The organism is Lentzea sp. NBC_00516 (genome assembly GCF_036346835.1).
Taxonomy (GTDB): Bacteria; Actinomycetota; Actinomycetes; order Mycobacteriales; family Pseudonocardiaceae; genus Lentzea; species Lentzea sokolovensis.
On the sequence record NZ_CP107840.1, the window covers coordinates 4,398,191 to 4,419,512 of the forward strand.

Annotated in this window: 12 protein-coding genes; 8 read left to right on the forward strand and 4 right to left on the reverse strand. The window is 69.1% G+C overall.

Annotation, left to right across the window (positions count from 1 at the left end; genetic code table 11):
* Positions 1-7 precede the first annotated feature (7 nt).
* Positions 8-7,813, reverse strand: a complete 7,806-nt coding sequence (locus OG205_RS19280; protein WP_330277617.1) for a type I polyketide synthase — start codon at positions 7,811-7,813, stop codon at positions 8-10.
* 276 nt (positions 7,814-8,089) lie between these two features.
* Here OG205_RS19280 and OG205_RS19285 point away from each other — a divergent pair, with 276 nt between their 5' ends.
* The 3 genes from OG205_RS19285 to mhpA are packed head-to-tail and all read left to right on the forward strand — an operon-like array spanning position 8,090 to position 11,959.
* Positions 8,090-9,112: an FkbO/Hyg5 family chorismatase gene (locus OG205_RS19285; protein WP_330277618.1), complete on the forward strand. Its 1,023-nt coding sequence runs from the start codon at positions 8,090-8,092 to the stop codon at positions 9,110-9,112.
* A 35-nt stretch (positions 9,113-9,147) separates the two neighbouring features.
* Positions 9,148-10,356, forward strand: coding sequence for a 3-deoxy-7-phosphoheptulonate synthase (locus OG205_RS19290; RefSeq protein ID WP_330277619.1), 1,209 nt, complete (start codon positions 9,148-9,150; stop codon positions 10,354-10,356).
* A gap of 25 nt (positions 10,357-10,381) precedes the next feature.
* Positions 10,382-11,959, forward strand: coding sequence for a bifunctional 3-(3-hydroxy-phenyl)propionate/3-hydroxycinnamic acid hydroxylase MhpA (gene mhpA / locus OG205_RS19295; RefSeq protein ID WP_330277620.1), 1,578 nt, complete (start codon positions 10,382-10,384; stop codon positions 11,957-11,959).
* Here mhpA and OG205_RS19300 read toward each other — a convergent pair.
* Positions 11,956-13,260, reverse strand: a complete 1,305-nt coding sequence (locus tag OG205_RS19300) for an HNH endonuclease signature motif containing protein (protein WP_330277621.1) — start codon at positions 13,258-13,260, stop codon at positions 11,956-11,958. The two genes, mhpA and OG205_RS19300, sit on opposite strands and share 4 nt — an antisense overlap.
* Positions 13,261-13,346: 86 nt before the next feature.
* Positions 13,347-16,088 carry a helix-turn-helix transcriptional regulator gene (locus OG205_RS19305; protein WP_330277622.1) on the reverse strand — a complete coding sequence of 914 codons (2,742 nt, stop codon included), beginning with the start codon at positions 16,086-16,088 and terminating at the stop codon, positions 13,347-13,349.
* A 285-nt stretch (positions 16,089-16,373) separates the two neighbouring features.
* Here OG205_RS19305 and OG205_RS19310 point away from each other — a divergent pair, with 285 nt between their 5' ends.
* Genes OG205_RS19310 through OG205_RS19325 form a run of 4 tightly spaced genes read left to right on the forward strand, consistent with a single transcriptional unit; the run spans position 16,374 to position 20,190 of the window.
* Positions 16,374-17,747, forward strand: a complete 1,374-nt coding sequence (locus OG205_RS19310) for a glycosyltransferase (RefSeq protein WP_330277623.1) — start codon at positions 16,374-16,376, stop codon at positions 17,745-17,747.
* A 7-nt stretch (positions 17,748-17,754) separates the two neighbouring features.
* A complete protein-coding gene (locus OG205_RS19315; RefSeq protein ID WP_330277624.1) occupies positions 17,755-18,810 on the forward strand; it encodes a DegT/DnrJ/EryC1/StrS family aminotransferase in 1,056 nt (351 codons plus the stop codon).
* 3 nt (positions 18,811-18,813) lie between these two features.
* Complete coding sequence (locus OG205_RS19320; RefSeq protein WP_330277625.1) at positions 18,814-19,983, forward strand: cytochrome P450; 1,170 nt, start codon at positions 18,814-18,816, stop codon at positions 19,981-19,983.
* Positions 19,984-19,995: 12 nt separating this feature from the next.
* A complete protein-coding gene (locus tag OG205_RS19325) occupies positions 19,996-20,190 on the forward strand; it encodes a ferredoxin (protein WP_319973444.1) in 195 nt (64 codons plus the stop codon).
* Between the two features lie 2 nt (positions 20,191-20,192).
* Here the strand turns inward: OG205_RS19325 and OG205_RS19330 are convergent, their stop codons facing one another.
* A complete protein-coding gene (locus OG205_RS19330) occupies positions 20,193-20,900 on the reverse strand; it encodes a LysR family substrate-binding domain-containing protein (protein ID WP_330277626.1) in 708 nt (235 codons plus the stop codon).
* A gap of 56 nt (positions 20,901-20,956) precedes the next feature.
* Here OG205_RS19330 and OG205_RS19335 point away from each other — a divergent pair, with 56 nt between their 5' ends.
* Positions 20,957-21,319 carry a DUF5997 family protein gene (locus OG205_RS19335; protein ID WP_330278192.1) on the forward strand — a complete coding sequence of 121 codons (363 nt, stop codon included), beginning with the start codon at positions 20,957-20,959 and terminating at the stop codon, positions 21,317-21,319.
* Positions 21,320-21,322 lie beyond the last annotated feature (3 nt).

Below are 21,322 nucleotides of genomic sequence, written 5' to 3' on the forward strand. Positions count from 1 at the left end.
ACTGCTTCTACGAGAGGTCGAGCAACTCGTCGTCGATGATGTTCAGGAGGTCCTCCACGGAGACGTTGCGGATGTCGTCGTCCGAAGTGGACACCGGCTTCTTCAGTCGCCCGAGCAGTTTCTCCAGACGCTCGCGGATCGCGTCGTGATCAGCGGACGACGAAGCCACCGCGGTTTCGAGCCGGGTCAGCTCGGCCAGTGCCGAGCCGTCCGTCGCGGCGGACAGGCCGGTCAGCAGGTGCTCGGCGACCAGGCGTGGCGTCGGGTAGTCGAACACCAGGGCCGACGGCACGGGCAGGCCCGTCGCGGACTTCAGGCGGTCGCGCATCTCCACCGCGGTCAGCGAGTCGAAGCCCTGGTCGCGGAACGCTTTCTCGGCGTGGATCGACTCGACGCCGGAGTAACCGAGCACAGCGGCGGCCTCGGAGCGCACCAGGTCCAGCAGCACCCGCGAGCGGTCGGCCTCCGACAGGCCGGCGAGCTTCTCCTGCAACGCCACCTCGGCGCCGGCCACGTCGGCATCGGGCACCAGTGCCGCGACGACCTCGGGAATCGACGAGAACAGCGGCGACGGGCGGGACGCGGTGAAGCCGGGTGCGAACCGGGCCCAGTCGGTGTTCGTGACGGTCAGCACGGTCTCACCGTCGGACACCGCCTGCACCAGCGCGGTCAGCGCCAGCTCGGGATCCATCGGCAGCACGCCGTGGCGGCGCAGCTGGTCGTAGGCGTGCGGGTCGGCCGCCATGCCGGCCTCGGCCCACGCACCCCACTGCACGGACGTCGCCACCAGGCCCTGACCACGCCGGAACTGCGCGAGCCCGTCCAGGTAGGCGTTCGCGGCCGAGTAGGCGGGCTGGCCGCCGCTGCCCCACGCCGCCGCGCCCGACGAGAACAGCACGAACGCGTCGAGGCGACCGGTCAGCTCGTGCAGGTTCCGCGCCGCCACCATTTTGGCGCGCAACAGGTCTCCGAGCTGGTCGGCGGACAACTCCAGCAGAGGAGCGTCGCCGCTGTCGATTCCGGCGCAGTGCACGACCGCCGTCAGATCGGGCAGACCGTCCAGCAACTCCGCGAGGGCAGCGCGATCAGCGGCGTCGCAGGCCTCGACGGAGACCTCGGCGCCCAAACCTTCGAGCTGCGCCACCAGGTGCTCGATCCCCGGAGTGAGCGAACCACGGCGCGAGGTCAGCACGATGTGCGAAGCACCCCGCGCGGCAACAGCGCGAGCCACGAACCCGCCCAGCGCACCGGTGCCGCCGGTGATCAGGACCGTGCCGGACGGTTCCCAGTCCTCGCCGTGCTCCCCGCGCGGCGCGGGCACCAGGCGACGGGCGAACACGCCGTTGCCGCGCACCGCGATCTGGTCCTCGCCCAGCGAGTTCCGCAACGCGGCCTGCAGCCCCTGCGCGATCTGGTTGTCCACGCCGCCCGGCAGGTCGATCAAGCCACCCCACCGGCGCGGCATCTCCAGAGCGGCGACCCGGCCCATGCCCCACAACGCGGCCTGCACCGGCGATGTCACGATGTCCCCGTGACCGGTCGACACGGCACCGCGCGTCACCGTCCACAACGGAGACTCGATGCCTTCGAGAGCCTTCAACAGCTCCAATGTTCCGGACAGCGGATAAGGCACGTCACCGGAGTCGTCCGCGACACCGAGCAGTGACACGACACCCGTGAACTCCCGGCCGGCCAGCCCCGAGACCTTGTCCAGCGGCACGGCGACACCGCCGAGGATCTCGACGACGTCCCGCGTCCAGGTGTCCTGCTCCCCCGGCGGCACGACGACCAGCCACGACCCCGAGAAGGCACCGGACAGCGACAGCCGGGTCCACGACTCCCGGAACCGCCAGGAATCCACAATGGACTGCGAGCGCTGCCGTGTTCGCCACGACGACAAAGCCGGCACGACCGCCGCCGCGACCTCGGGATCCAGCTCCAGCACGGACGCCAGCTCGTCGTTCTCGACCAGCTGCCAGAACGCCGCGTCCAGCGGATCGGCGCCGCCGACCGCGACCTCGGGCTCCGGCCAGAAACGAGACCGCTGGAACGCGTAGGTCGGCAGGTCGACGCGCACCGCGCCGGTGCCCTCGAACAGCACGGACCAGTCCACCGGCACACCCACGACGTGCAGGCGTGCCAACGCCGACACCGCGGACGCCTCCTCCGGCCGTTCGCGGCGCAGCATCGGCACCACGGCGGTGTCCAGCGGCACCGCACCCGTCTCGGTCATCTCCGCCACCAGCGCCGACAGCACGCCATCAGGCCCGATCTCCAGGAACGCCGAGACTCCCTGACGCCCCAGCGCCCGCACGCCGTCGGAGAACCGCACGGCCTCACGCACGTGACGCACCCAGTACTCCGGTGAGGTCAGCTGTTCGCGCACGGCGAGCTGCCCGGTCACGTTCGACACGACCGGGATCTGCGGCTCGGAGAACGACAGTCCCTCGACGACCGCGCGGAAGTCGTCCAGCATCGGGTTCATCAAGGCCGAGTGAAACGCATGGCTGACCGGGAGACGCTTAGTCTTGCGATCGGCGAACCGGGCCACGACCGCCTCGACGCCGTCCTCGGTGCCCGCGATGACGACGGAACGCGGCCCGTTCACCGCCGCGATCGACACCTCGGACCCCAGCAGCGGCAGCAGTTCCTCCTCCGTGGCCTGCACCGCGACCATCGCCCCGCCCGGCGGCAGCGCCTGCATCAGCCGCGACCGCGCGTCGACCAGCCGGCAGGCGTCCTCCAGCGAAAGCACACCCGCGACGTGCGCGGCGACGATCTCGCCGATCGAGTGCCCGCCCACGAAGTCCGGCCGCAAGCCGAACGACTGAGCGAACCGGAACAACGCCACCTCGATCGCGAACAACGCCGGTTGCGTGTACCGGGTCTCGTTCAGGGCATCGAAGTCGTGGCCCCACATGACATCGCGCAGCGAGCCGTCCAGGTGCTCCAGCACCGCGTCGAACGCGGAGGCGAACACGGGGAACCGCTCGTACAGCTCACGTCCCATGCCGAGCCGCTGCGAACCCTGCCCGGAGAACAACACCGCCAGCGGACGTTCGGAGGCCACCCCCCGTGCGATCTCCGTGCCGTCCACGACCACAGCGCGGTGCTCCAGCTGCGTCCGGGTCGACACCAGCGACGCGGCGACGTCCAGAACGGGGGCCTGCACCGCCCGGAACCGCTCCAGCTGTGCGTCCAACGCGACGGCGTTCTTGGCCGACACCACCCACGGCACCACCGAGAGCGTCGACGACGGCTCCTTCGGCGTCACCTCGACCTCGGGCGCCTCCTCCAGGATCACGTGCGCGTTCGTGCCGGAGACACCGAAGCCCGACACGGCGGCCCGGCGTTCCCGGGACACCGACGGCCACGGCTGCTCCGAGGTCAGCAGCTCGACCCGGCCACTCCCCCACTCCACGTGCGCCGACGGCGACGTCACGTGCAGGGTGCGCGGCAACGTGCCGTGCCGCAACGCCATCACCATCTTGATCACGCCCGCGACGCCCGCCGCGGCCTGCGTGTGGCCGATGTTCGACTTCACCGAGCCCAGCCACAGCGGCCCGGAAGAATGAGGCCCGGTGCGGTTCTGGCCGTAGGTCGCGAGCAATGCCTGCGCCTCGATCGGGTCACCCAGGGTCGTGCCGGTGCCGTGCGCCTCCACCGCGTCGACGTCCGAAGTGGACAATCCAGCGGACGCAAGCGCTTGCCGGATCACGCGCTGCTGCGACGGGCCGTTCGGCGCGGTCAGGCCGTTCGACGCACCGTCCTGGTTGATCGCCGAGCCGCGCAGCACGGCGAGAACCGTATGACCGTTGCGGCGAGCGTCAGACAGCCTCTCCAGCACGACGAGACCGGCGCCCTCGGACCAGCCCGTGCCGTCGGCGGAGTCGGAGAACGCCTTGCAGCGGCCGTCCGCCGACAGTCCGCCCTGCCGGGAGAACTCCACGAACGTCTGTGGCGTCGACATGATCGTCACACCACCGGCCAGCGCGATCGATGACTCGCCCGACCGCAGCGACTGCGCGGCCCAGTGCAAGGCGACCAGGGACGACGAACACGCGGTGTCGACGGTGACGGCCGGCCCCTGCAGCCCCAGCGTGTAGGCGACGCGACCGGACACGACGCTGCCCGCGGTGCCGGTCGTCCAGTACCCCTCGGTCCCGGCGGGCGCGTCCAGCAGCCCGGCGCCGTAGTCGTGGTACATCACGCCCGCGAACACACCGCCGTTGGTGCCGCGCAACGTCGCTGGGTCGATGCCCGCGCGTTCCAGCGCCTCCCACGAGACTTCGAGCAGCAACCGCTGCTGCGGGTCCATCGCCAGCGCCTCACGCGGCGAGATCCCGAAGAACTCGGCGTCGAAGTCTGCGGCGTCGTGCAGGAACCCGCCGCCGCGCGTGTGCGAGGCGCCGTCGAACAGCTTCTCCAGGTCCCAGTTGCGGTCGGCGGGGAACGGCGACACGACGTCGCCGCCCGCCATCACCAGCCGCCACAGGTCCTCCGGCGAGGACACCCCGCCGGGATAGCGGCAAGCCATGCCGACGATCGCGATCGGCTCGTCCGGCGCCGACCGCACCATCTCCAGCGGCGCGGCGGAAGCCCGTTCGCCCAGCAGTTCCGCCCGCAGGTGCCGGGCCAGCACGGCCGGGGTCGGGTAGTCGAACGCGACCGGCGCGGACAGGTGTAAACCGGTCGCGGCGGTCAGTCTGTTGCGCAGATCGACCGCGGTCACCGAGGTCAAGCCGAGTTCGCGGAACGTCTTCTTCGCCTCGGCACGCTCGGCGCCGGTCAGTCCGAGCACGCCCGCGACCTCGGTGCGCACCAGGTTGAGCAGGAAGATGTCCTGCTCCTCCGGCGACATCGCGACCAGGCGCTGGCGTAAGGCGGAGAGGTCACGCTCGTCCGGGGTGGCGAGCCGCGCGGAGACGTCGATCAGGCCGCGCAGCAACGCCGGGACCTCGGTCGACGACGTCTGCTCCCGCAGTGCCGCGCTGTTGATCCTCATGATCACAGCCTGTGCGAGCCCCGCCGAGGTCGCGACGTCGAACATCGCGCTGAACTCGTGCGCCGACAGCTCGCCCACCCGCGACGCCGTGGTCGGCGCGTCCGTCGACCCGACCGCGAGGAACGTCGCGGCCAGCTCGCGCTTGCGGCGATAGCGGGCCAGCGCGTCGAGGAACGAGTTCGCGGCAGCCTGCTCGCCGGAGCCGACCAGGCCCAGCGCGCCGGCGACCGTGCAGAGCATGACGAACGCGGTGACGTCGCCGCTCTTCGTGAGCTGGTGCAGGTTCACCGCACCGTCCACAACGGACCGGAACACGTCCGGGCGCTGGAGGTTCGCCGACGGCTTCGCGGGGTGCTCGCCCTCGCCGTGGATGACCGCGGTGATCGGCCGCTTGAGCTTGCCGAGCACCTCGGCCAGCGCCGCACGATCCGCCACGTCGCAGGCCGCGACCGCGACCTTCGCACCCAGCGCGGACAGCTCCGACTCCAGCTGGGCCGTCGCCTCGTCGGCGCGGCCACGTGGGCTGATCAGCAGCAGGTGGCGCGCGCCGTACGCGGCGACGAGATGCCGGGTCAGCGCGGCACCCATGGTGCCGTCCGCGCCGGTCACGACCACGGTGCGCTTGGGGTCGATGCGCAGCACCTCGTCGCTGTCCACCGACGCCGACACTCGCTTCAACCGCGGCATCAACGCGATGCCCGAACGGATCGCGAGCTGCGGTTCGCCGGCGGCGACCGCGCGCGGCAGCACGCCGACGGACGGCGCCTGGTCGTCGATGTCGATCAGCGTGAACCGGTTCGGGAACTCGACCTGCAACGACCGCAGCAGTCCCCACACCGGCGCGTGCACCAGGTCGCGCACGTCCTCGACACCGGCCGCGACCGCGCCGCGCGTCAGCACGACCAGGCGGGAGTGCGCGAACCAGTCGTCGTTCACCCACGTCCGCAGCACACCGCCGACCTTGCGCAACGCCTCCTGCGCCGCCGTCGTGAGCTTGCCGCCGGTGTCCATGTCGTCGGGGCAGCACAGCACCGCGACGTCCGGCGCGGTCTCTCCGTCCACAACGGACACGTGCAGCGAGGCCGCGTCCGGATAGGTGGCCACGTGCACACCAGCTGAGGCCAGGGACGCCGTCAGCCCGAACATGTCCGGACCGACGACCGCCCAGCGCTTCGCCAGTTCCAGGCCCGCTGTGCGGACCGACGTCATCGGCGCCCAGTCCATGCGCAGCAACGACTCGTGCTGCCCGCCACTCGCGGCCCGCAGCCGGGCCGGGCGGTCGAGCAGCACGTGCCGGGTGATCTTGCCCGAGGTCGTGCGCGGGATGTGGTCGATCTCGTACAGCTCTTCCGGCACCTTGAAGTTCGACAGCTGCTCGCGGCAGGCGTCGTACAGGCGCACCGGGTCGACGCCCTGACTGCCGGGCACGACGAACGCGATCGGCACCTCGCCGAGGATGTCGTGCGGTTTGCCGACCACCGCGGCGTCGGCGACACCGGGAACCTTGAGCAGCACCTCCTCCACCTCGCCGGGGTGGATGTTCTCGCCGCCGCGGATGATGAGCTCCTTGACGCGGCCGGTGATCGTGACGTAGCCGTACAGATCACGCTTGGCCAGATCGCCGGTGCGGTACCAGCCGTTCGGCATCGCCTGCGCCGTCGACTCCGGCTGGTTGTGGTAGCCCGCCATCAGACTCGGGCCTCGGACCCACACCTCGCCCTCGGCCTCCACGTCGACATCGACATGGGTGTCCGGGTCGACCAGCCGCACCGCGAGACCCGGCACCGGCAGACCGACCGAACCCGGAACCCTGGTGCCCTGCGGCCAGTTCACCGCGATCAGGCCGCACGTCTCGGTGCTGCCGTAGCCGTCGAGCAGCGCGACACCGAACAGGGCCTCGAACTCGACGCGCAACGCCGGCGGGCACGCGGCACCCGCGGTCAGGCAGCGCTTCAACGTGCCCGCGGAGACCTCGCGCGTGCGCGCGACTTCCAGAAGATGGTGGTACATGGCGGGAACACCGCACAGGAACGTGTAATCGTCGCCTTCCAGCGCGGTCAGCACCTCGTCCGCGGCGAACCCGTCGAGGACGCGGGCCGAAGCACCGACCGCCGTGACGCCGACGACGCACAGCACGTGGGCGAGAGAATGGTGCAACGGCAACGGCCACAGCACCTTGTCCTCGTGGCTCAGGCCGATGACCGGTGCGTAGCAGGCGGCGACCGACCACAGGCAGGCGCGCTGGGTCGACAGCACGCCCTTCGGTTTGCCGGTGGTGCCGGAGGTGTAGAGCATGAACGCCACGTCGTCGAGGCCCTGATCGTCCCGCGCGGGAACGGCCGGGTCCGTCGAGGTCAGTTCCTGGTACGACACAACGGAACCGCCACGCGGGAGCGGTTCGTCGCCGCTCACCACCACCTGGAGGTAGGGGCGGCCCGGCAGGAGCTTGCGGACCTGGTCGAGATGCGCGAAGTCGGTGATCACGACGCGGGCGCCGCTGTCGTCCAGCACGTAGGCGAGCTCGGCGTCGGCGGAGTGCGGGTTGAACGGCACCGCGACCGCGTTCGCGCGGGTGACGCCCAGGTAGCTCTCGATGATGTCGACGCTGTTGCCCAGGAAGATCAGCGCCCGGTCTCCCGGCTGCAACCGCAGGCCGGCGAGATGCCCACCGAGCCGCCGGGTGCGCAGTTCCAGGTCCGCGTACGTGACCGTGCGCCGCGAGTCCGCGAACGCGACCTTCTCCGGCACGTTCGCGGCGTGGTAGCGCAGCAGTTCGGACAACGGCCGGATCAGTTCGGTTCGAAACATCCCGACGTCGCTCCCTATTTACCGGCTTACTGGAGACGTGGCCTGCACCTCGAGCGATGCTAGCCTCGGCCTCATCGAGCCGGTAAGTAGGAAATCCCCTAGCACCCCCCTACGATCCCCCTATCATCAGGCCGAAAGTGCTTTCTCCTGGCGCAGGAGTTCTGCGGAGCCCGCCCGGTGGCTAATCTTTGATCACCGGACCGGAAGAGCAGCCGGAAACAATAATTCGACTCCACTCCGCAAAATTCTTTACCTACTCCTCGGAGGGGCATTCCAATGACTCAGGCGCAGCAGACGGTGAACCTTCCCAGCTCGGTGTTCACCGCCCTCACCGAAGTCAGCCACGCAGCGGCCACCGGAAACGTTCTCGGAGTCGTCAACTACACGACCGAGTGCACCGACCCGCGCATCGAGAATGGCCTCCTCACGCTCGACCTGCACATGGCGAGCGACCTCGGTGAGGCATTCGCGGAGGTGTGGACGACCACCGGCGCCGTCGAGACCGGCGAGCACCACGGCGTCGTTTACGCCCACGACGGCGAGTACCTCCTCGTCGCCGGGCGGATCGCCCCGACGGGCCGCTACACCGAGGACACCCGCGCCGCCTACGTCGCCGCGCTCGACCTGATGGACGGCCTCGGCTACAAGAACTGCTTCCGCATGTGGAACTTCCTCAACGACATCAACGGCGACAACGCCGAGGGCCTGGAGATCTACCGGGACTTCTGCAAGGGCCGCGCCGAGGCGTTCGAACTCTTCCACTTCGGCGACAAGGAGGTCCCGAGCGCGACCGGAATCGGGTCGCAGGGCGGCGGGATCGCGTTCTACTTCCTCGCCTCCCGCTCCGCCGCGCTGACGTCGGTGGAGAACTCCAAGCAGATGGCCGCCTACCACTACCCGCGGCAGTACGGCCCGCGCCCGCCCAAGTTCGCGCGGGCCACCTACCTCGCCGGCACGCACACCGACCGCAGGTCAGGACAGATCTACGTGGCCGGCACCGCCAGCATCCGCGGCCACGAGACCCTGCACGACGGCGACATCGAGGCGCAGGTGAAGTTGTCACTGGACAACATCGAGCACCTCATCTCCGACGAGAACCTGGCGGCCTACGAGATCACGCAGGGCAATTCCTTGCTGAACCTCGACAACATCAAGGTGTACGTCCGTCACCGTTCCGACATCCCGGCGGTCCGCAGGATGTGCGAGGAGCGTTTCTCCCCGAACGCCCGCGTCCAGTACCTGAACGTCGACGTCTGCCGCGCCGATCTCCTCGTGGAGATCGAGGGCATCATCGCCTGACTCGTCCGGCCGAACCAGATACAGGAGCGAGAACAATGCCTCAGACGGTGAAGCTGACCGAGTTCACGCAGACGCAGACGGCGGCCCCGTGGATGACGTTGCCGGCGACGCAGCAGCCGCACTGGCACCACCACCCCGACTACGACCTGATCGAGGCCGAACTGTCCGGCGCACTCCCCCTGGTCGCGCATTCCGAAATTCGCGAGGCGAAACGTGCTCTGGGTCTCGCTGCCCTCGGTGAGGCGCGTGTCCTGCAGCTCGGCGACTGCGCGGAATCGTTTTCAGACGTCGACCCGGGGACAACTTCCGGAAAGGTGCGCAACATCGGGCGCATCGCGTCCCGGCTGGCGGAACGAACCGGGCAGCAGGTGGCTCGTTTCGGACGCATGGCCGGGCAGTACGCGAAGCCCCGTTCGAGCAACTTCGAAACGATCGACGGAGTCGATCTGCCGTCGTTCCGCGGTGAGCTGGTCAATTCGTTCGAGCCCGGCGTTTTCGCCCGCAGGCACGATCCGGAGCGAATGTTGCAGGCGTACGACGCGTCGGCCGCCGTCATCCGAGAAGTGCGCACCCACTGGTCGGGAAGTGCCGAGGAACTGTCCGGTGGCCCGTGGGTGGCTCACGAGGCATTGGTGCTGGATTACGAGAACGCGCTCATTCGCACGGACGAGCGCACCGGCGAGCAGTTCCTCACCTCGACGCACTTCCCGTGGATCGGCGAGCGCACCCGCCAGCTCGAGAACGCGCACGTCAGCATGTTCTCGGCGATCGCGAACCCGATCGGCGTGAAGGTCGGCCCGACCGCCGACCCCGAGACCGTCGTGCGCCTGTGCCAGCTGCTCGACCCGCACCACACGCCCGGCCGCCTCACGCTCATCGTCCGCATGGGTCGCGAGGACATCCACGTCGCCCTGCCGCCGATCGTGCGCGCCGTGCGACGAGCGGGCCACCCCGTCGTCTGGATCTCGGACCCCATGCACGGCAACACGGTCACCGCCGAATCTGGGCGAAAGACTCGACATGTCACCCATATCATCGAGGAGGCCACGGCGTTCCGGCACATCCTCGAGACCGAGGGAGCGCACGCGGCCGGCTTGCACCTGGAAGTGGCCGCGACGGACGTGACGGAGTGCGTCGGCGGGTCCGTCCCCGACGAGAACGCTCTCTCCGCGCGCTACGAGACCCTCTGCGACCCGCGGCTGAACCCCGGACAGGCGCTCGGAGTGATCGACTCGGTGTTCTGATTCCCCCAGGCAGACAGGGAAACTGATGAAGTCACACACCGCCGACGTCGCGGTAGTCGGCTGCGGCCCGGTCGGCCTCGTTCTGTCCATCCTCCTCGCGCACAAGGGATGGCGGGTCGTTCTGCTGGAGAAGTACCGCGGCCAGTACCCGTTCCCGCGCGTCGTCGCGTTCGACGGTGAGACCGCGCGCTCGTTCGCCTCGGCCGGCATCGGCGCCGACCTGATGGAGCTCGGCGAACCGCTGGGGCAGTACATGTTCCAGAACGCCGAGGGCCGCGAGCTGTTCAGCTTCGAGGCGCCGTACGAGCCCGGCCGCGACGGCTGGCCGATCGCGACCGTGATGCACCAGCCGACGTTCGAACGGGCACTGCGCGAACACGTGCTGACCTTACCGAACATCACGACGTTGTTCGGGCACAAGGTGGAGGCGGTCGAGGACCACGGCTCGCACGTGTCGATCACCGCGCCCGGTCCTGACCACGAGGGTGATGTCACGGCGTCCTACGTCATCGGGTGCGATGGCGCCAACAGCTTCGTCCGCGACGTCATGGGCTCGCGGATGATCGACCTGAACTTCAAGCACGACTGGCTGCTGGTCGACGTCGTCTTCCACGAGAAGCGCGCGTTCCGGCCGAACGACGTGCAGGTGTGCGACCCGGCCCGGCCGACGACGATCGTCGCGTCCGGCCGCGGGCACCGGCGCTGGGAGTTCATGCGACTACCTGGCGAGTCGATCGAAGAGATGTCCACTGTGGAGCGCATGTGGGAGCTTCTGGCGCCCTATGACGTGACCCCCGCGAACGCCGACCTGACGCGCAACATCGTCTACACGTTCCAGGCGGCGATGGCGGACAAGTGGCGCAACGGCAGGATGTTGCTGGCCGGGGACTCGGCGCACCTGATGCCGCCGTTCGCCGGCCAGGGCATGTGCTCCGGCATCCGCGACTCGGTGAACCTGGCGTGGAAGCTCGACCTGGTGCTGCGGGACCTGGCCTCTGACTCGTTGCTCGACGCGTACCAGGCCGAGCGCGCCCTGCAGGTGCGGCACACGATCGAGATGTCCATCGAGGTGGGCAAGATCGTGTCGGAGCTCGACCCGGTGGCCGCGGCCCGGCGGGACGCGTTCCTGATCGCCATGCAGGCCAAGCCCGAGGGTGTGGACCTCGCGCCATCCGCCTACGCGCTGGAGGACGGCGTCGTCCGGCGGACTCCGGACGTCACCCTGCCGCACGGCGAACTGTCGCCCCAGGGCGTGGTGGCGCGGGGAACCCAGCGGGACCGGTTCGACGACGTCGTCGGCCGCGGGTGGCAGTTGATCACGACGCTCGACCCGTACGAGGCGCTGGGTGAGGACGAGCTGGAGTTCCTGAAGTCACTGGGAACGCACCTGGTGCGGGTGATGCCGGCCGGGATTCCCCCGAAGATCGCTCGGGCGCACGAGGTCGTGGACGTCGAGCGCCTCTACCTGCCCTGGCTGGCCGGGTACAAGAAGGTGGCGGCGCTGGTGCGGCCGGACTACTACGTGTTCGGGTTCGCGGCGGACCGGGCCGACCTGCCCGCGCTGGTGAACGACCTGAAGGCGCAGCTGCCACTGGTGCGCTAGACCAAGGCCGGAGCCGGTTGAGGACGCGGTTGCGGCAAAACCCAACTGGGCGTCAGCGTGCCCAGGCTGTCGGTGCGTCTCGTCTCGGGCTCAGCACCCTCGAAGGCGTGGAGCACGTTGCGGCGGGCGGCGCGATCCGGATCCAGCCAGCCCGGCGGGTAGAAGCGCGGCAGGCCCTGCACCATCCTGATCTCCCACTCGCTGTGGTGGATCAGCCGGTGGTGGTTGCGGCACAGCAGCACGGCGTTGTCGACGGAGGTGCCGCCTCCGTTGGACCAGAACCGGACGTGGTGGGCGTCGCAGTGTTTCGGCGGGCGCTCGCAGCCGGGGAAGGCGCAGCCCTGGTCGCGGGCCGCCAGCACTCGGCGGATCGCGGCGGGGAACGTGCGGGCCTTGCGGCCGATGTCCATCGGCTGGGAGCGTTCGCCCAGGACCAGCGGAATGATGCCGGCGTTGCAGGCGAGCTGACGGGCTTCGGCGGCCGGGATGCGCTCGCGGTTGTCGAGCATCGCCTGGCCTTCCTGGTTCACCAGGTCCTCGTAGCGCATCGTCAGGGTGAGGCTGACCGGTTCGCCGCCGTGTTCGGGCAGCTGATCGGCGCGCAGCATCAGGTCGACGAGCTCGGCCAGGGCGTCGCCCTCGCGTTCGGAACGCGTGCGGAGGTCCGGGCCTTCTTCTGGCGTCTCCGCGCGCGGCTTGGCCAGCGGGTCGAGCAGGGCCTCGTACTTCGCGCCGGTGATCTTGTCGAGCTTCGCCCAGATCTCCAGGCACTCGCCCTTCCAGCGCATCACGTGCTGGTTCGTCGGCGGCGCGGGCTCGGTGTCGCGGGGCTCCGGGTCGTCCTGGTACAGGCGGTAGGCCAGTTCCTTGCCGAAGGAGCGGACCGCGCTCGGCTCGTGGGCCTGCGCGAACTCCACCACCGGGGCTTCGGCCGCGGCGGGAAGCTTCTTCATCACCTCGGCGACAGCGGAGATGTGGTCGGCCGACAGCGTGCCCTCGGCGACCGCGACGGCGGTCACCGGGAGGTCCGGCTCCAGCCTGCTGCCCGTCGGGGTGATGTCGTGGCTCAGGGCGTGCGCGTTCGCGAGCCATTGCCGGGCGGTCTTCAGGTCCCAGCGGACCGCGTGCCGCAACACCTGCGGCAGGTCCTTGTAACCGAGTTCCTCAGCCGCACCGCGACGGTCCAGCTCGGCGAGCTTCCGCAGCACCGCGTGCTCACGAACCCTGATCTCCACGACCTCGCTGACGACGCCGCTGAGCAGCTCGTCAGTCGAGAGGAGGCACGGGTCCGGTTCGCTCATGTGTTCGACACTACCGCAAGATCACGTTTCGATAACGGGCCAGAGCGGACACGATCGAGTGAAAGCGCGGCGTCCTCAGTGGAGGATCAAGCCGTGCTGGGCAGGTACGAGTGCAGATCTGCCGGGAGATCCTTGCGGTACTTGACGTTCAGCTTCCGGTACACCCGCGTCAGGTGCTGCTCGATCGTCGACGGCGTGATGTAGAGCTTCGACGCGATCTCCCGGTTCGTGTACCCCACGGCGGCCAGCGCGGCCACCCGCCGTTCCGCGTCGGTCAGCGTGGCGATCGGATCGGCCGGCCTCTCCTCCGCCGGCGCGTCCTCGCCATCGGCCTTCCCGCGCGAGGGCAACAACTCCTCGCACAACTCGGCGGCGTCGCAGACGTTCGCCACGTGCCACGCCCGCCGCGCCACGGTCCACGCGCGCCGGTGTTCCCGCAAAGCCTGATGTGCCTTGGACAGATCCGCCAACGCGCGGGCCAGCTCGTACTGGTCCCCGTACTCCTCCAGGATCACCACGGCGTCCTGCAGCAACTGCGGCCGGTTGTGCGGCTGGTTGGTGGCGGCCAGCAACCGCAACGCCACCCCTCGGGTGCGCGAGGCGTCCGGGCCCAGCCTGGCGAGCTGCTCGTTGATCAGCCGCTTGGCCTCGTCCCGGTTCGCCCCGTGCAGCAGCCACGCCTCCGCGGCTGACGTCCGCCACGGCACCACGCCCGGCTGATCCACACCCCAGGACGTCATCAGCTCGCCGCAGGACAGGAAGTCCGCGAGCGCGGCGTAATGCCGGGACGTCGCCAGGTAGTGATGGCCGCGCGCGTACAGGTAGTGCAACCCGTACCGCGACTGGAACATCGCCTCGGGCACCGGCTGTTCCAGGAACGACGCCGCGTCCTCGTGCCGTCCCATCTTGGTGGCCGCGTTGATGAGGATTCCCAGCGGCATGCCCAGCGCCACGCCCCACCCGCCGGCGGGCATGAGGTCCAGGGCGTTCTGGGCGTGCTCGAAAGCGGTGGTCAGGTCGCCGCGCCGCAGCGACACCTCGGCGCGCACGCAGGAGAAGAAGGCGCGTGCGACCGCGAGGTTCTTGGTCCGCGCCTCGTCCAGGAGCTTGTCGCACCACTGCGCCGCCACGTCGAGCCGATCCGCGTAGACCAGGGCCTGCAACGCCAGCATCGCCGACTCCGGGCCCCACCAGCCGCTGTCGGACGGCCGCGCGGCCTGCAGCACGTGTTCGGCGTCGGTGGCCGAAGCATCGTTGTTGCCGTACGTCAGCACGTTCGCGAGCGCGGTGACGGCTTTCAGCATCGGGCCGGAGGTCAGGCTCACCGTCCGGGTCTTCACGGCCTCCGGGGTGGAGGTCGCCCGGCGGGCCAGGGTCGGGTGCGAGCAGGCGAGCCACAGTTCCATGGCGCGCAGGCCGTTGCTCGACGTGGTGGTGCGCCGGACCCGGTCCATCGCCTCGGTGGCCTCGTCGACCTGACAGTTCCACAGCATCGGCTGCACCAGCGACGTGACGTCCCGGTCGGAGAGCTGCCCGGCCCGCATCGCCGGCACCACCGTGCCGAGCCTCCTGCCGGCCGCGGACGGGTTGACCCGCCACTCGACCCGCACCAGCTTCGCCGCGATCGCCGCGCGTCCGTGCACCTCGACGCACGCCCGATGGGCCAGTTCCAGGTAGCGCAACGCCGTGTCGATCTGCTCGTCGCGCAGGGCGTGCTCGGCGGCCTCCACGAACACCGGCACCATCCACGGGTTCTCGGAGTGGTCGGCCATCACCAGGTAGGGAGCGACCTCCGTCGCGGGCGCGCCTTCGTCGTGCAGCAGCAAAGCCGCCCCGAGGTACATCTCCTTGCGGTCCTGAGTGGACAGATCGTCCAGCACAGCACCTCGCGCGGCCGGGTCGCGGAACCAGCCGTCGCACAACAGCCCGGCCTCGTTCATCACGTCCAGCGCGGACGCCACGGTGTCGGTGTCGGTGCGAGCCAGTCGCCCCAACGACTCCCGGGTGGCCTGCTCCCCCGTCACGGCCAGCGCCCGCGCGACGGGCAGCACGTGGTGGTCGCTGCGATGCAGGCAGCTGACCAGCGCTCGCCGGTAGCTGGGTCCGATCACCAGACCACCGTCGTCACGCGGCTTGCACAGCCGTTGGTCGTCGAGCAACGACCGCACCAGCAACGGATTCCCGCCGGACAACGCCATCGCGTCCACAGACGCCTCGAACAGCTCCCCCAACGATCCCAGCGGCGCCAGCTGGACGTCGCGGCAGTGCGGGTGGCGCAACAGCTCGGTGTGCAGGGCGGTGTGTGCGGCGCGCGGTGAGGCGGTCTCGCTGAGCATCAGCAGCACCTTCGCCTGGCCGATGCGGCGGATCAGGTACAGCAGCCAGTGCAGCGACGGCGAGTCGGCGTGCTGCACGTCGTCGATGCCGATCACCAGTGGCGTTTCGGCCGTGAGATCCAGCAGCGCCAGGCACAACGCGTGCAGCTGGCGCGCGGTCGGCCCGTCAGCGCTGCGGGCGGCGGCGTCGAGCAGTTCGCCGACCTCGTCCGGTGCGTCCAGGGGATGGAAGATCTGGCTCGCCACGCCGAACGGCAGGTCGCGCTCGAACGCCGAGCAGGTGGCCTTGACGAAGCCGGCGCCGGAGGCTTCACCGAACGCGTGCAGCAGCTCGGTCTTGCCCGACGCGACAGGGCCGGTGAGCAGAGCGACCCTTCCAGATCCTGACAGGGAGTCTGCCAACAGCGTCTCCAAGGTGGCCCACTGGTCGTCCCGCTCGATCAGGCCCGCGAGCCTCGCCTTGGTCATGCTGTTGTCAGACGTCCCGGTCATGATGATGTACCTCTCGCCAGGAAAGCCGTCGTGCCGCAGCGCGGTGTGTGCTGATGAGGCACCACCACGTTCCCCCAGTAGCGCGGGCATGACGGGTCGGCACCGAGCGTCGCAGGCGAACGCATTCCCATCAAATCGATACGCGCCAGTTCTAGGTGTTCTCCTGGAGTACCGGTGCTTTCGAACACTAGGTCTTCTTCTGGAGAAGGCTGCCGCTCTGGGACACGGCACCTCGGGGTCCGGCAGGCTCGCGGTCATCAGGCGTCAGTCCGAAGGGTGAAGTCCATGAGCCAGCGGCCGATCCTGTTCGTCAGTCTGCCGGAGAGCGGCCTGCTGAACCCGATGCTCGTGCTAGCCGGGGAACTGTCGCGCCGCGGCGTCGAGGACCTGTGGTTCGCCACCGACGACAAGGCTCGCGAAGAGGTCGAGGCGGCGGCGGTCAGCTCGCCGATCCAATTCTGCTCGCTGGGGGACGTGATCCCGGAGATGTCCTCGGTCACCTGGCCCGACGACGTCTACGCGCAGGTGACGCAGCGGTCGCGGTTCAAGGCGCGCAAGGCCGTCATCGCCCAGACCAACCGGCCCGAGCAGCGGATTCCCAAGTACCGCGCGCTTTCGGAGCTGGTCGACGAGATCCAGCCGGCGTTGATGATCGTCGAGTCGATGTGCATGTTCGGCTACGAGGTCGCCATCACCAAGGGCGTGCCGTACGTGATCAGCAACCCGTTCGTCGCGTCGAACCTCGTGACCTCCGCGATCCCGATCGGTCCCTCGTACACGCCGAAGGACTTCCCGCGCCCGCACACCGGTCTGCCCGCCGACATGTCCTGGACCCAGCGCTGGGCCAACAGGCTCTTCGGCTGGCGCACGCTCGCGATCGCGTTCTCCAAGGACAACAAGGACCGCAACGCGCGCAACGCCAAGGTGATCGCCGAGCTGGGCATCTCCCCCAAGGCCTTCGGTCAGTTCGCGCGGGTCGAGCAGGCCGAAATGGTGCTGTGCTACTCGATCCCGGAGATGGACTACCCGTTCGACGTCCCGGAGAAGATCCGCACGGTCGGCGCGCTGGTGCCGCCGCTCCCCCAGGCGGAGCCCGGCGAACTCGGCACGTGGCTGGACACGCAGAAGTCCGTCGTGTACATGGGTTTCGGCACGATCACGCGGCTCACCCGGGACCAGGTCGAGGCGTTCGTCCAGGTCGCTCACAGTCTCGACGGGAAGCACTCGGTCCTGTGGAAGCTGCCGCGCGACCAGCAGGAGTTCCTGCCCTCCACGCTTCCCGGCAACCTGCGCATCGAGACCTGGGTGCCGTCGCAGCTCGACGTGCTGGCGCACCCGAACGTCAAGCTGTTCTTCACGCACGCGGGCGGAAACGCTTACACCGAAAGCATTTACTTCGGCAAGCCGATGGTCTCACGGCCGTTGTGGGTCGACTGCTACGACCAGGCGATCCGCGCCACGAGCTTCGGCGTCGGGCTCACGCTGGACAAGCCGCACACCGTCGACCCCCACGACGTCGTGGACAAGCTGACCCGCGTCCTGGACGACCCGAAGTTCACCGAGAACGCCGAACGTCTCGCGGCGCTGCAGCACTCCGCTGGCGGTCGCAAGACGGCCGCCGACCTGATCCTCTCTCTGCCCGCACTGGCCTCGAAGTGAGTTGACGATGAGCTATCGCTATCCCGTCTCGATGCCTTCGTTGCGCGGCAACGAGCTCGAGTACACGACGAAGGCCGTGACGGACGGCTGGATCTCCTCGCAGGGACCGTACGTGCCGCAGTTCGAGGAGGCCTTCGCCGCCTACAACGACGTCAAGTACGGCGTCGCGTGTTCCTCCGGCACAACGGCTCTGACGCTCGCACTGAGGGCTCTGGGCGTCGGTCCGGGCGACGAGGTGATCGTGCCCGAGTTCACGATGATCGCGTCGGCGTGGGCCGTGACCTATACCGGTGCCACCCCCATCTTCGTGGACTGCGCCGACGACCTGAACATCGACGTCACGAAGATCGAGGAGAAGATCACCCCGCGCACCAAGGTGATCATGCCGGTGCACGTCTACGGCCGGCAGTGCGACATGGACCCGATCCTCGAACTGGCCTACGAGTACAACCTGCGCGTGGTCGAGGACTCGGCCGAGGCGCACGGCGTCAAGCCGACCGGTGACATCGCCGCGTTCTCGTTGTTCGCCAACAAGGTCATCACTTCGGGCGAGGGCGGTGTCTGCGTCACGAACGACCCGCACCTGGCGCGGCAGATGGCGCACCTGCGCGGCATGGCGTTCACCCGCGACCACAGCTTCCTGCACAAGAAGCTCGCCTACAACTTCCGGATGACCAACCTGCAGGCCGCGGTCGCGCTCGCGCAGACCGAACGCCTCGACGAGATCATCGCGACGCGCGCACAGATCGAGAAGCGGTACGACGAGGGTCTTCGTGGCATCTCCGGCATCACCCTCATGCCGCCGCGGGACGTGTTGTGGATGTACGACCTGCGCGCGGAACGCCGTGAGGAGCTCAGGACCTTCCTGGCGGACAACGGGATCGAGACCCGTCTCTTCTTCAAGCCGATGAGCAGGCAGCCCGGCTATCTCGACCCGGTGTGGCCGACGCTGAACGCGAACAGGTTCGCCGAGGACGGGTTGTACCTCCCCACCCACGCCGAGCTGACCGAGGACGACCAGGACCACATCGTGGCGCAGGTCCGCCGGTTCTACGAGGGATGAGACATGACGAGCACTGACCTGGTCCCGTTCATGATGCGCCGCCCCGGCGTGCCGTTCCCTCCTCCCGAGTACGAGGGGTTCCGCACGAAACCCGGCCTGACGAAGGCCGCGTTGCCGTCCGGCGAGACGGTGTGGCTGGTGACCAGGCACGAGGAGGTGCGCGCGGTCCTCACCGATCCGCGCATCAGCTCCAACCCGACGCACGACGGGTTTCCGCGTCCGTCACGAACCGTGGGCGCGCCGTCCGCGGACGACGTGCCGGGCTGGTTCGTGTCGCTGGACCCGCCGGACCACAACAGGTTCCGCAAGGCGTTGATCCCCGAGTTCACGGTGCGCCGCATCAGGGCGTTGCGGCCGGCGGTCGAGGAGATCGTCGACCACGCCATCGACCAGATGCTGGCGAAGGGCACGACCGCCGAACTCGTGGAGGACTTCTCGCTGACGGTCCCGTCGCTGGTGATCTCCTCGCTGCTGGGCGTGCCGAAGGTGGACCGCGACTTCTTCGAGGAGAAGACGAAGGTCCTCGTGACGCTGACGTCTACCGACGAGGAGCGGGACAAGGCGTCCGAGCACCTGCTGCGGTACATCAACCGGCTGATCACGATCAAGTCCAAGCGCCCCGGCGACGACCTGATCAGCAAGCTGCTGCAAGGCGGTCTGCTGACGCCGCAGGAACTGTCCGGCGTCTCGATGCTGCTGCTGATCGCGGGCCACGAGACGACGGCGAACAACATCTCGCTCGGTGTCGTCACCCTGTTGCAGCAGAGGCAGTGGATCGACGACGACCGCATGATCGAGGAGCTGCTGCGCTACCACTCCGTCGCGGATCTGGTGGCGTTGCGGGTGGCGATCGAGGACGTCGAGATCGGCGGCCAGCTGGTCAGGGCGGGCGAGGGCATCGTGCCGCTCGTGGCCGGCGCGAACCACGATCCCGAGATGTTCGAGCGGCCGGACGAGTTCGACCCGTCCCGCTCGGCCACCGGGCACGTGGCGTTCGGGTACGGCGTGCACCAGTGTCTCGGGCAGAACCTGGTGCGGCTGGAGATGGACGTCGCCTACCGCGGCCTGTTCAAGCGGATCCCGACCCTGGAGGTCGCGGTGCCGCTGGAAGAGCTGCAGTTCAAGTACGACGGAGTCCTCTTCGGACTCCACGCGCTACCTGTGCGTTGGTGAGAAGGGATCGTCATGGCTCGGATCAGTGTGGACACCGGCAAGTGCATCGGCTCGGCTCAGTGCGTGCTGGCCGCGCCGGACGTGTTCGACCAGGACGACGACGGGTTCGTCACGGTGCTCGACGCCAGCCCTTCGGGTGACGCGGAGTCCGCCGCCAGGACGGCCAGGGGCATCTGCCCGGCCCAGGCGATCACGGTGCACGACTGACGTCAGCGACCGCGACGGGGTTTCGCCCGCTTGGCAGGCTGCTTCTTCTGCTGAGGTGCGGGGCCCCGTCGCTGCTGCTGGGGCGCCTGCTTCTTCTTCTCGGGCTCCGGTGCGGGCCCGCGGGTGCTGTTGACCGTGCGGCCGCGGACGATGCCGATCATGTGCTCGATCAGCTCGGGGTTCTCGTCGCGGATCGGGAACGACAGCGCCACGCGGGACTGCGGCGCGTCCGAGAGCGGCACGTACTTGAGGTCCTTGCGGTGGTGCAGCCGCGCCAGTGACTGCGGCACGACCAGCATGCCGACACCGGCGGCCACGATCTGGATCGCGTCCGCGGTGGTCTCCGGCCGTTCGACCGGCGGCTGACCGGGCTGCGCGTCCCAGTCGAGCGGGTCGTCGAGCGGCTGCCACAGGACGTGCGGGGCGAGGTCCTCGAGGGACAGTTCGTCGGCCGCGGCGAACTCGTGGTCCTTCGGGAACACGACGACGCTGGTCTCGGTGTAGAGCGGGATCGCGTGCAGGTCCTCGCGGTCGCCGGGCAGCCGCAGCAGCGCGGCGTCGGCCTCACCGGAGCGCACCTTCGCCCCTGCTTCGGCGACGGTCACCTGGACGAGGGTCAGCGGGGTCTCCGGCAGGCGTTCCTCCCAGACCCGTGCCCACTTGCCCGGCGTCACACCTGGGACGTACGCGAGCGTGAAAGAGCCGGTCACGCGCTGAGGCTACCGGACGCAGCGGTTACTCTTTGCGCATGAAGTCGCAGCAGACCATGAAGCCAGCCACCGCCGCCAAGAAGCTCGGCGTGTACCTCGAGGCCACCCCCGAGGAATTCCAGGCCGGCGTCGTGTCGCGCGACGAGCTGAACGAGCTGCAGGCGAACCCGCCGGAGTGGCTGGCGGACCTGCGCAGCAACGGCCCGCACCCCAAGCAGCTCATCGCGCAGAAGCTCGGTATCTCGGCGTCGGGCCTGGTGCGCGCCGGCATCACCGAGGCGCTCACCACCGACCAGATCACCGCGATCAAGGACGAGAACCCGGAGTGGCTGGTGCGCGAGCGCGCCACCTACAAGGAGTTCAAGGCCGAAGAGGCGCGCCTGGCGGAGAAGGCGCGCCTCGAGGAAGAAGCGGAGTGACCC

What these genes read in the sequence shown, in the direction of transcription:
- OG205_RS19290 (WP_330277619.1), top strand. Translation starts at nt 9,148, where the DNA reads ATGCCTCAGACGGTGAAGCTGACCGAGTTCACGCAGACGCAGACGGCG.
- OG205_RS19280 (WP_330277617.1), bottom strand. Translation starts at nt 7,813, where the DNA reads ATGTTTCGAACCGAACTGATCCGGCCGTTGTCCGAACTGCTGCGCTAC.
- OG205_RS19300 (WP_330277621.1), bottom strand. Translation starts at nt 13,260, where the DNA reads ATGAGCGAACCGGACCCGTGCCTCCTCTCGACTGACGAGCTGCTCAGC.
- OG205_RS19320 (WP_330277625.1), top strand. Translation starts at nt 18,814, where the DNA reads ATGACGAGCACTGACCTGGTCCCGTTCATGATGCGCCGCCCCGGCGTG.
- mhpA (WP_330277620.1), top strand. Translation starts at nt 10,382, where the DNA reads ATGAAGTCACACACCGCCGACGTCGCGGTAGTCGGCTGCGGCCCGGTC.
- OG205_RS19335 (WP_330278192.1), top strand. Translation starts at nt 20,957, where the DNA reads ATGAAGCCAGCCACCGCCGCCAAGAAGCTCGGCGTGTACCTCGAGGCC.
- OG205_RS19315 (WP_330277624.1), top strand. Translation starts at nt 17,755, where the DNA reads ATGAGCTATCGCTATCCCGTCTCGATGCCTTCGTTGCGCGGCAACGAG.
- OG205_RS19285 (WP_330277618.1), top strand. Translation starts at nt 8,090, where the DNA reads ATGACTCAGGCGCAGCAGACGGTGAACCTTCCCAGCTCGGTGTTCACC.
- OG205_RS19310 (WP_330277623.1), top strand. Translation starts at nt 16,374, where the DNA reads ATGAGCCAGCGGCCGATCCTGTTCGTCAGTCTGCCGGAGAGCGGCCTG.
- OG205_RS19325 (WP_319973444.1), top strand. Translation starts at nt 19,996, where the DNA reads ATGGCTCGGATCAGTGTGGACACCGGCAAGTGCATCGGCTCGGCTCAG.
- OG205_RS19305 (WP_330277622.1), bottom strand. Translation starts at nt 16,088, where the DNA reads ATGACCGGGACGTCTGACAACAGCATGACCAAGGCGAGGCTCGCGGGC.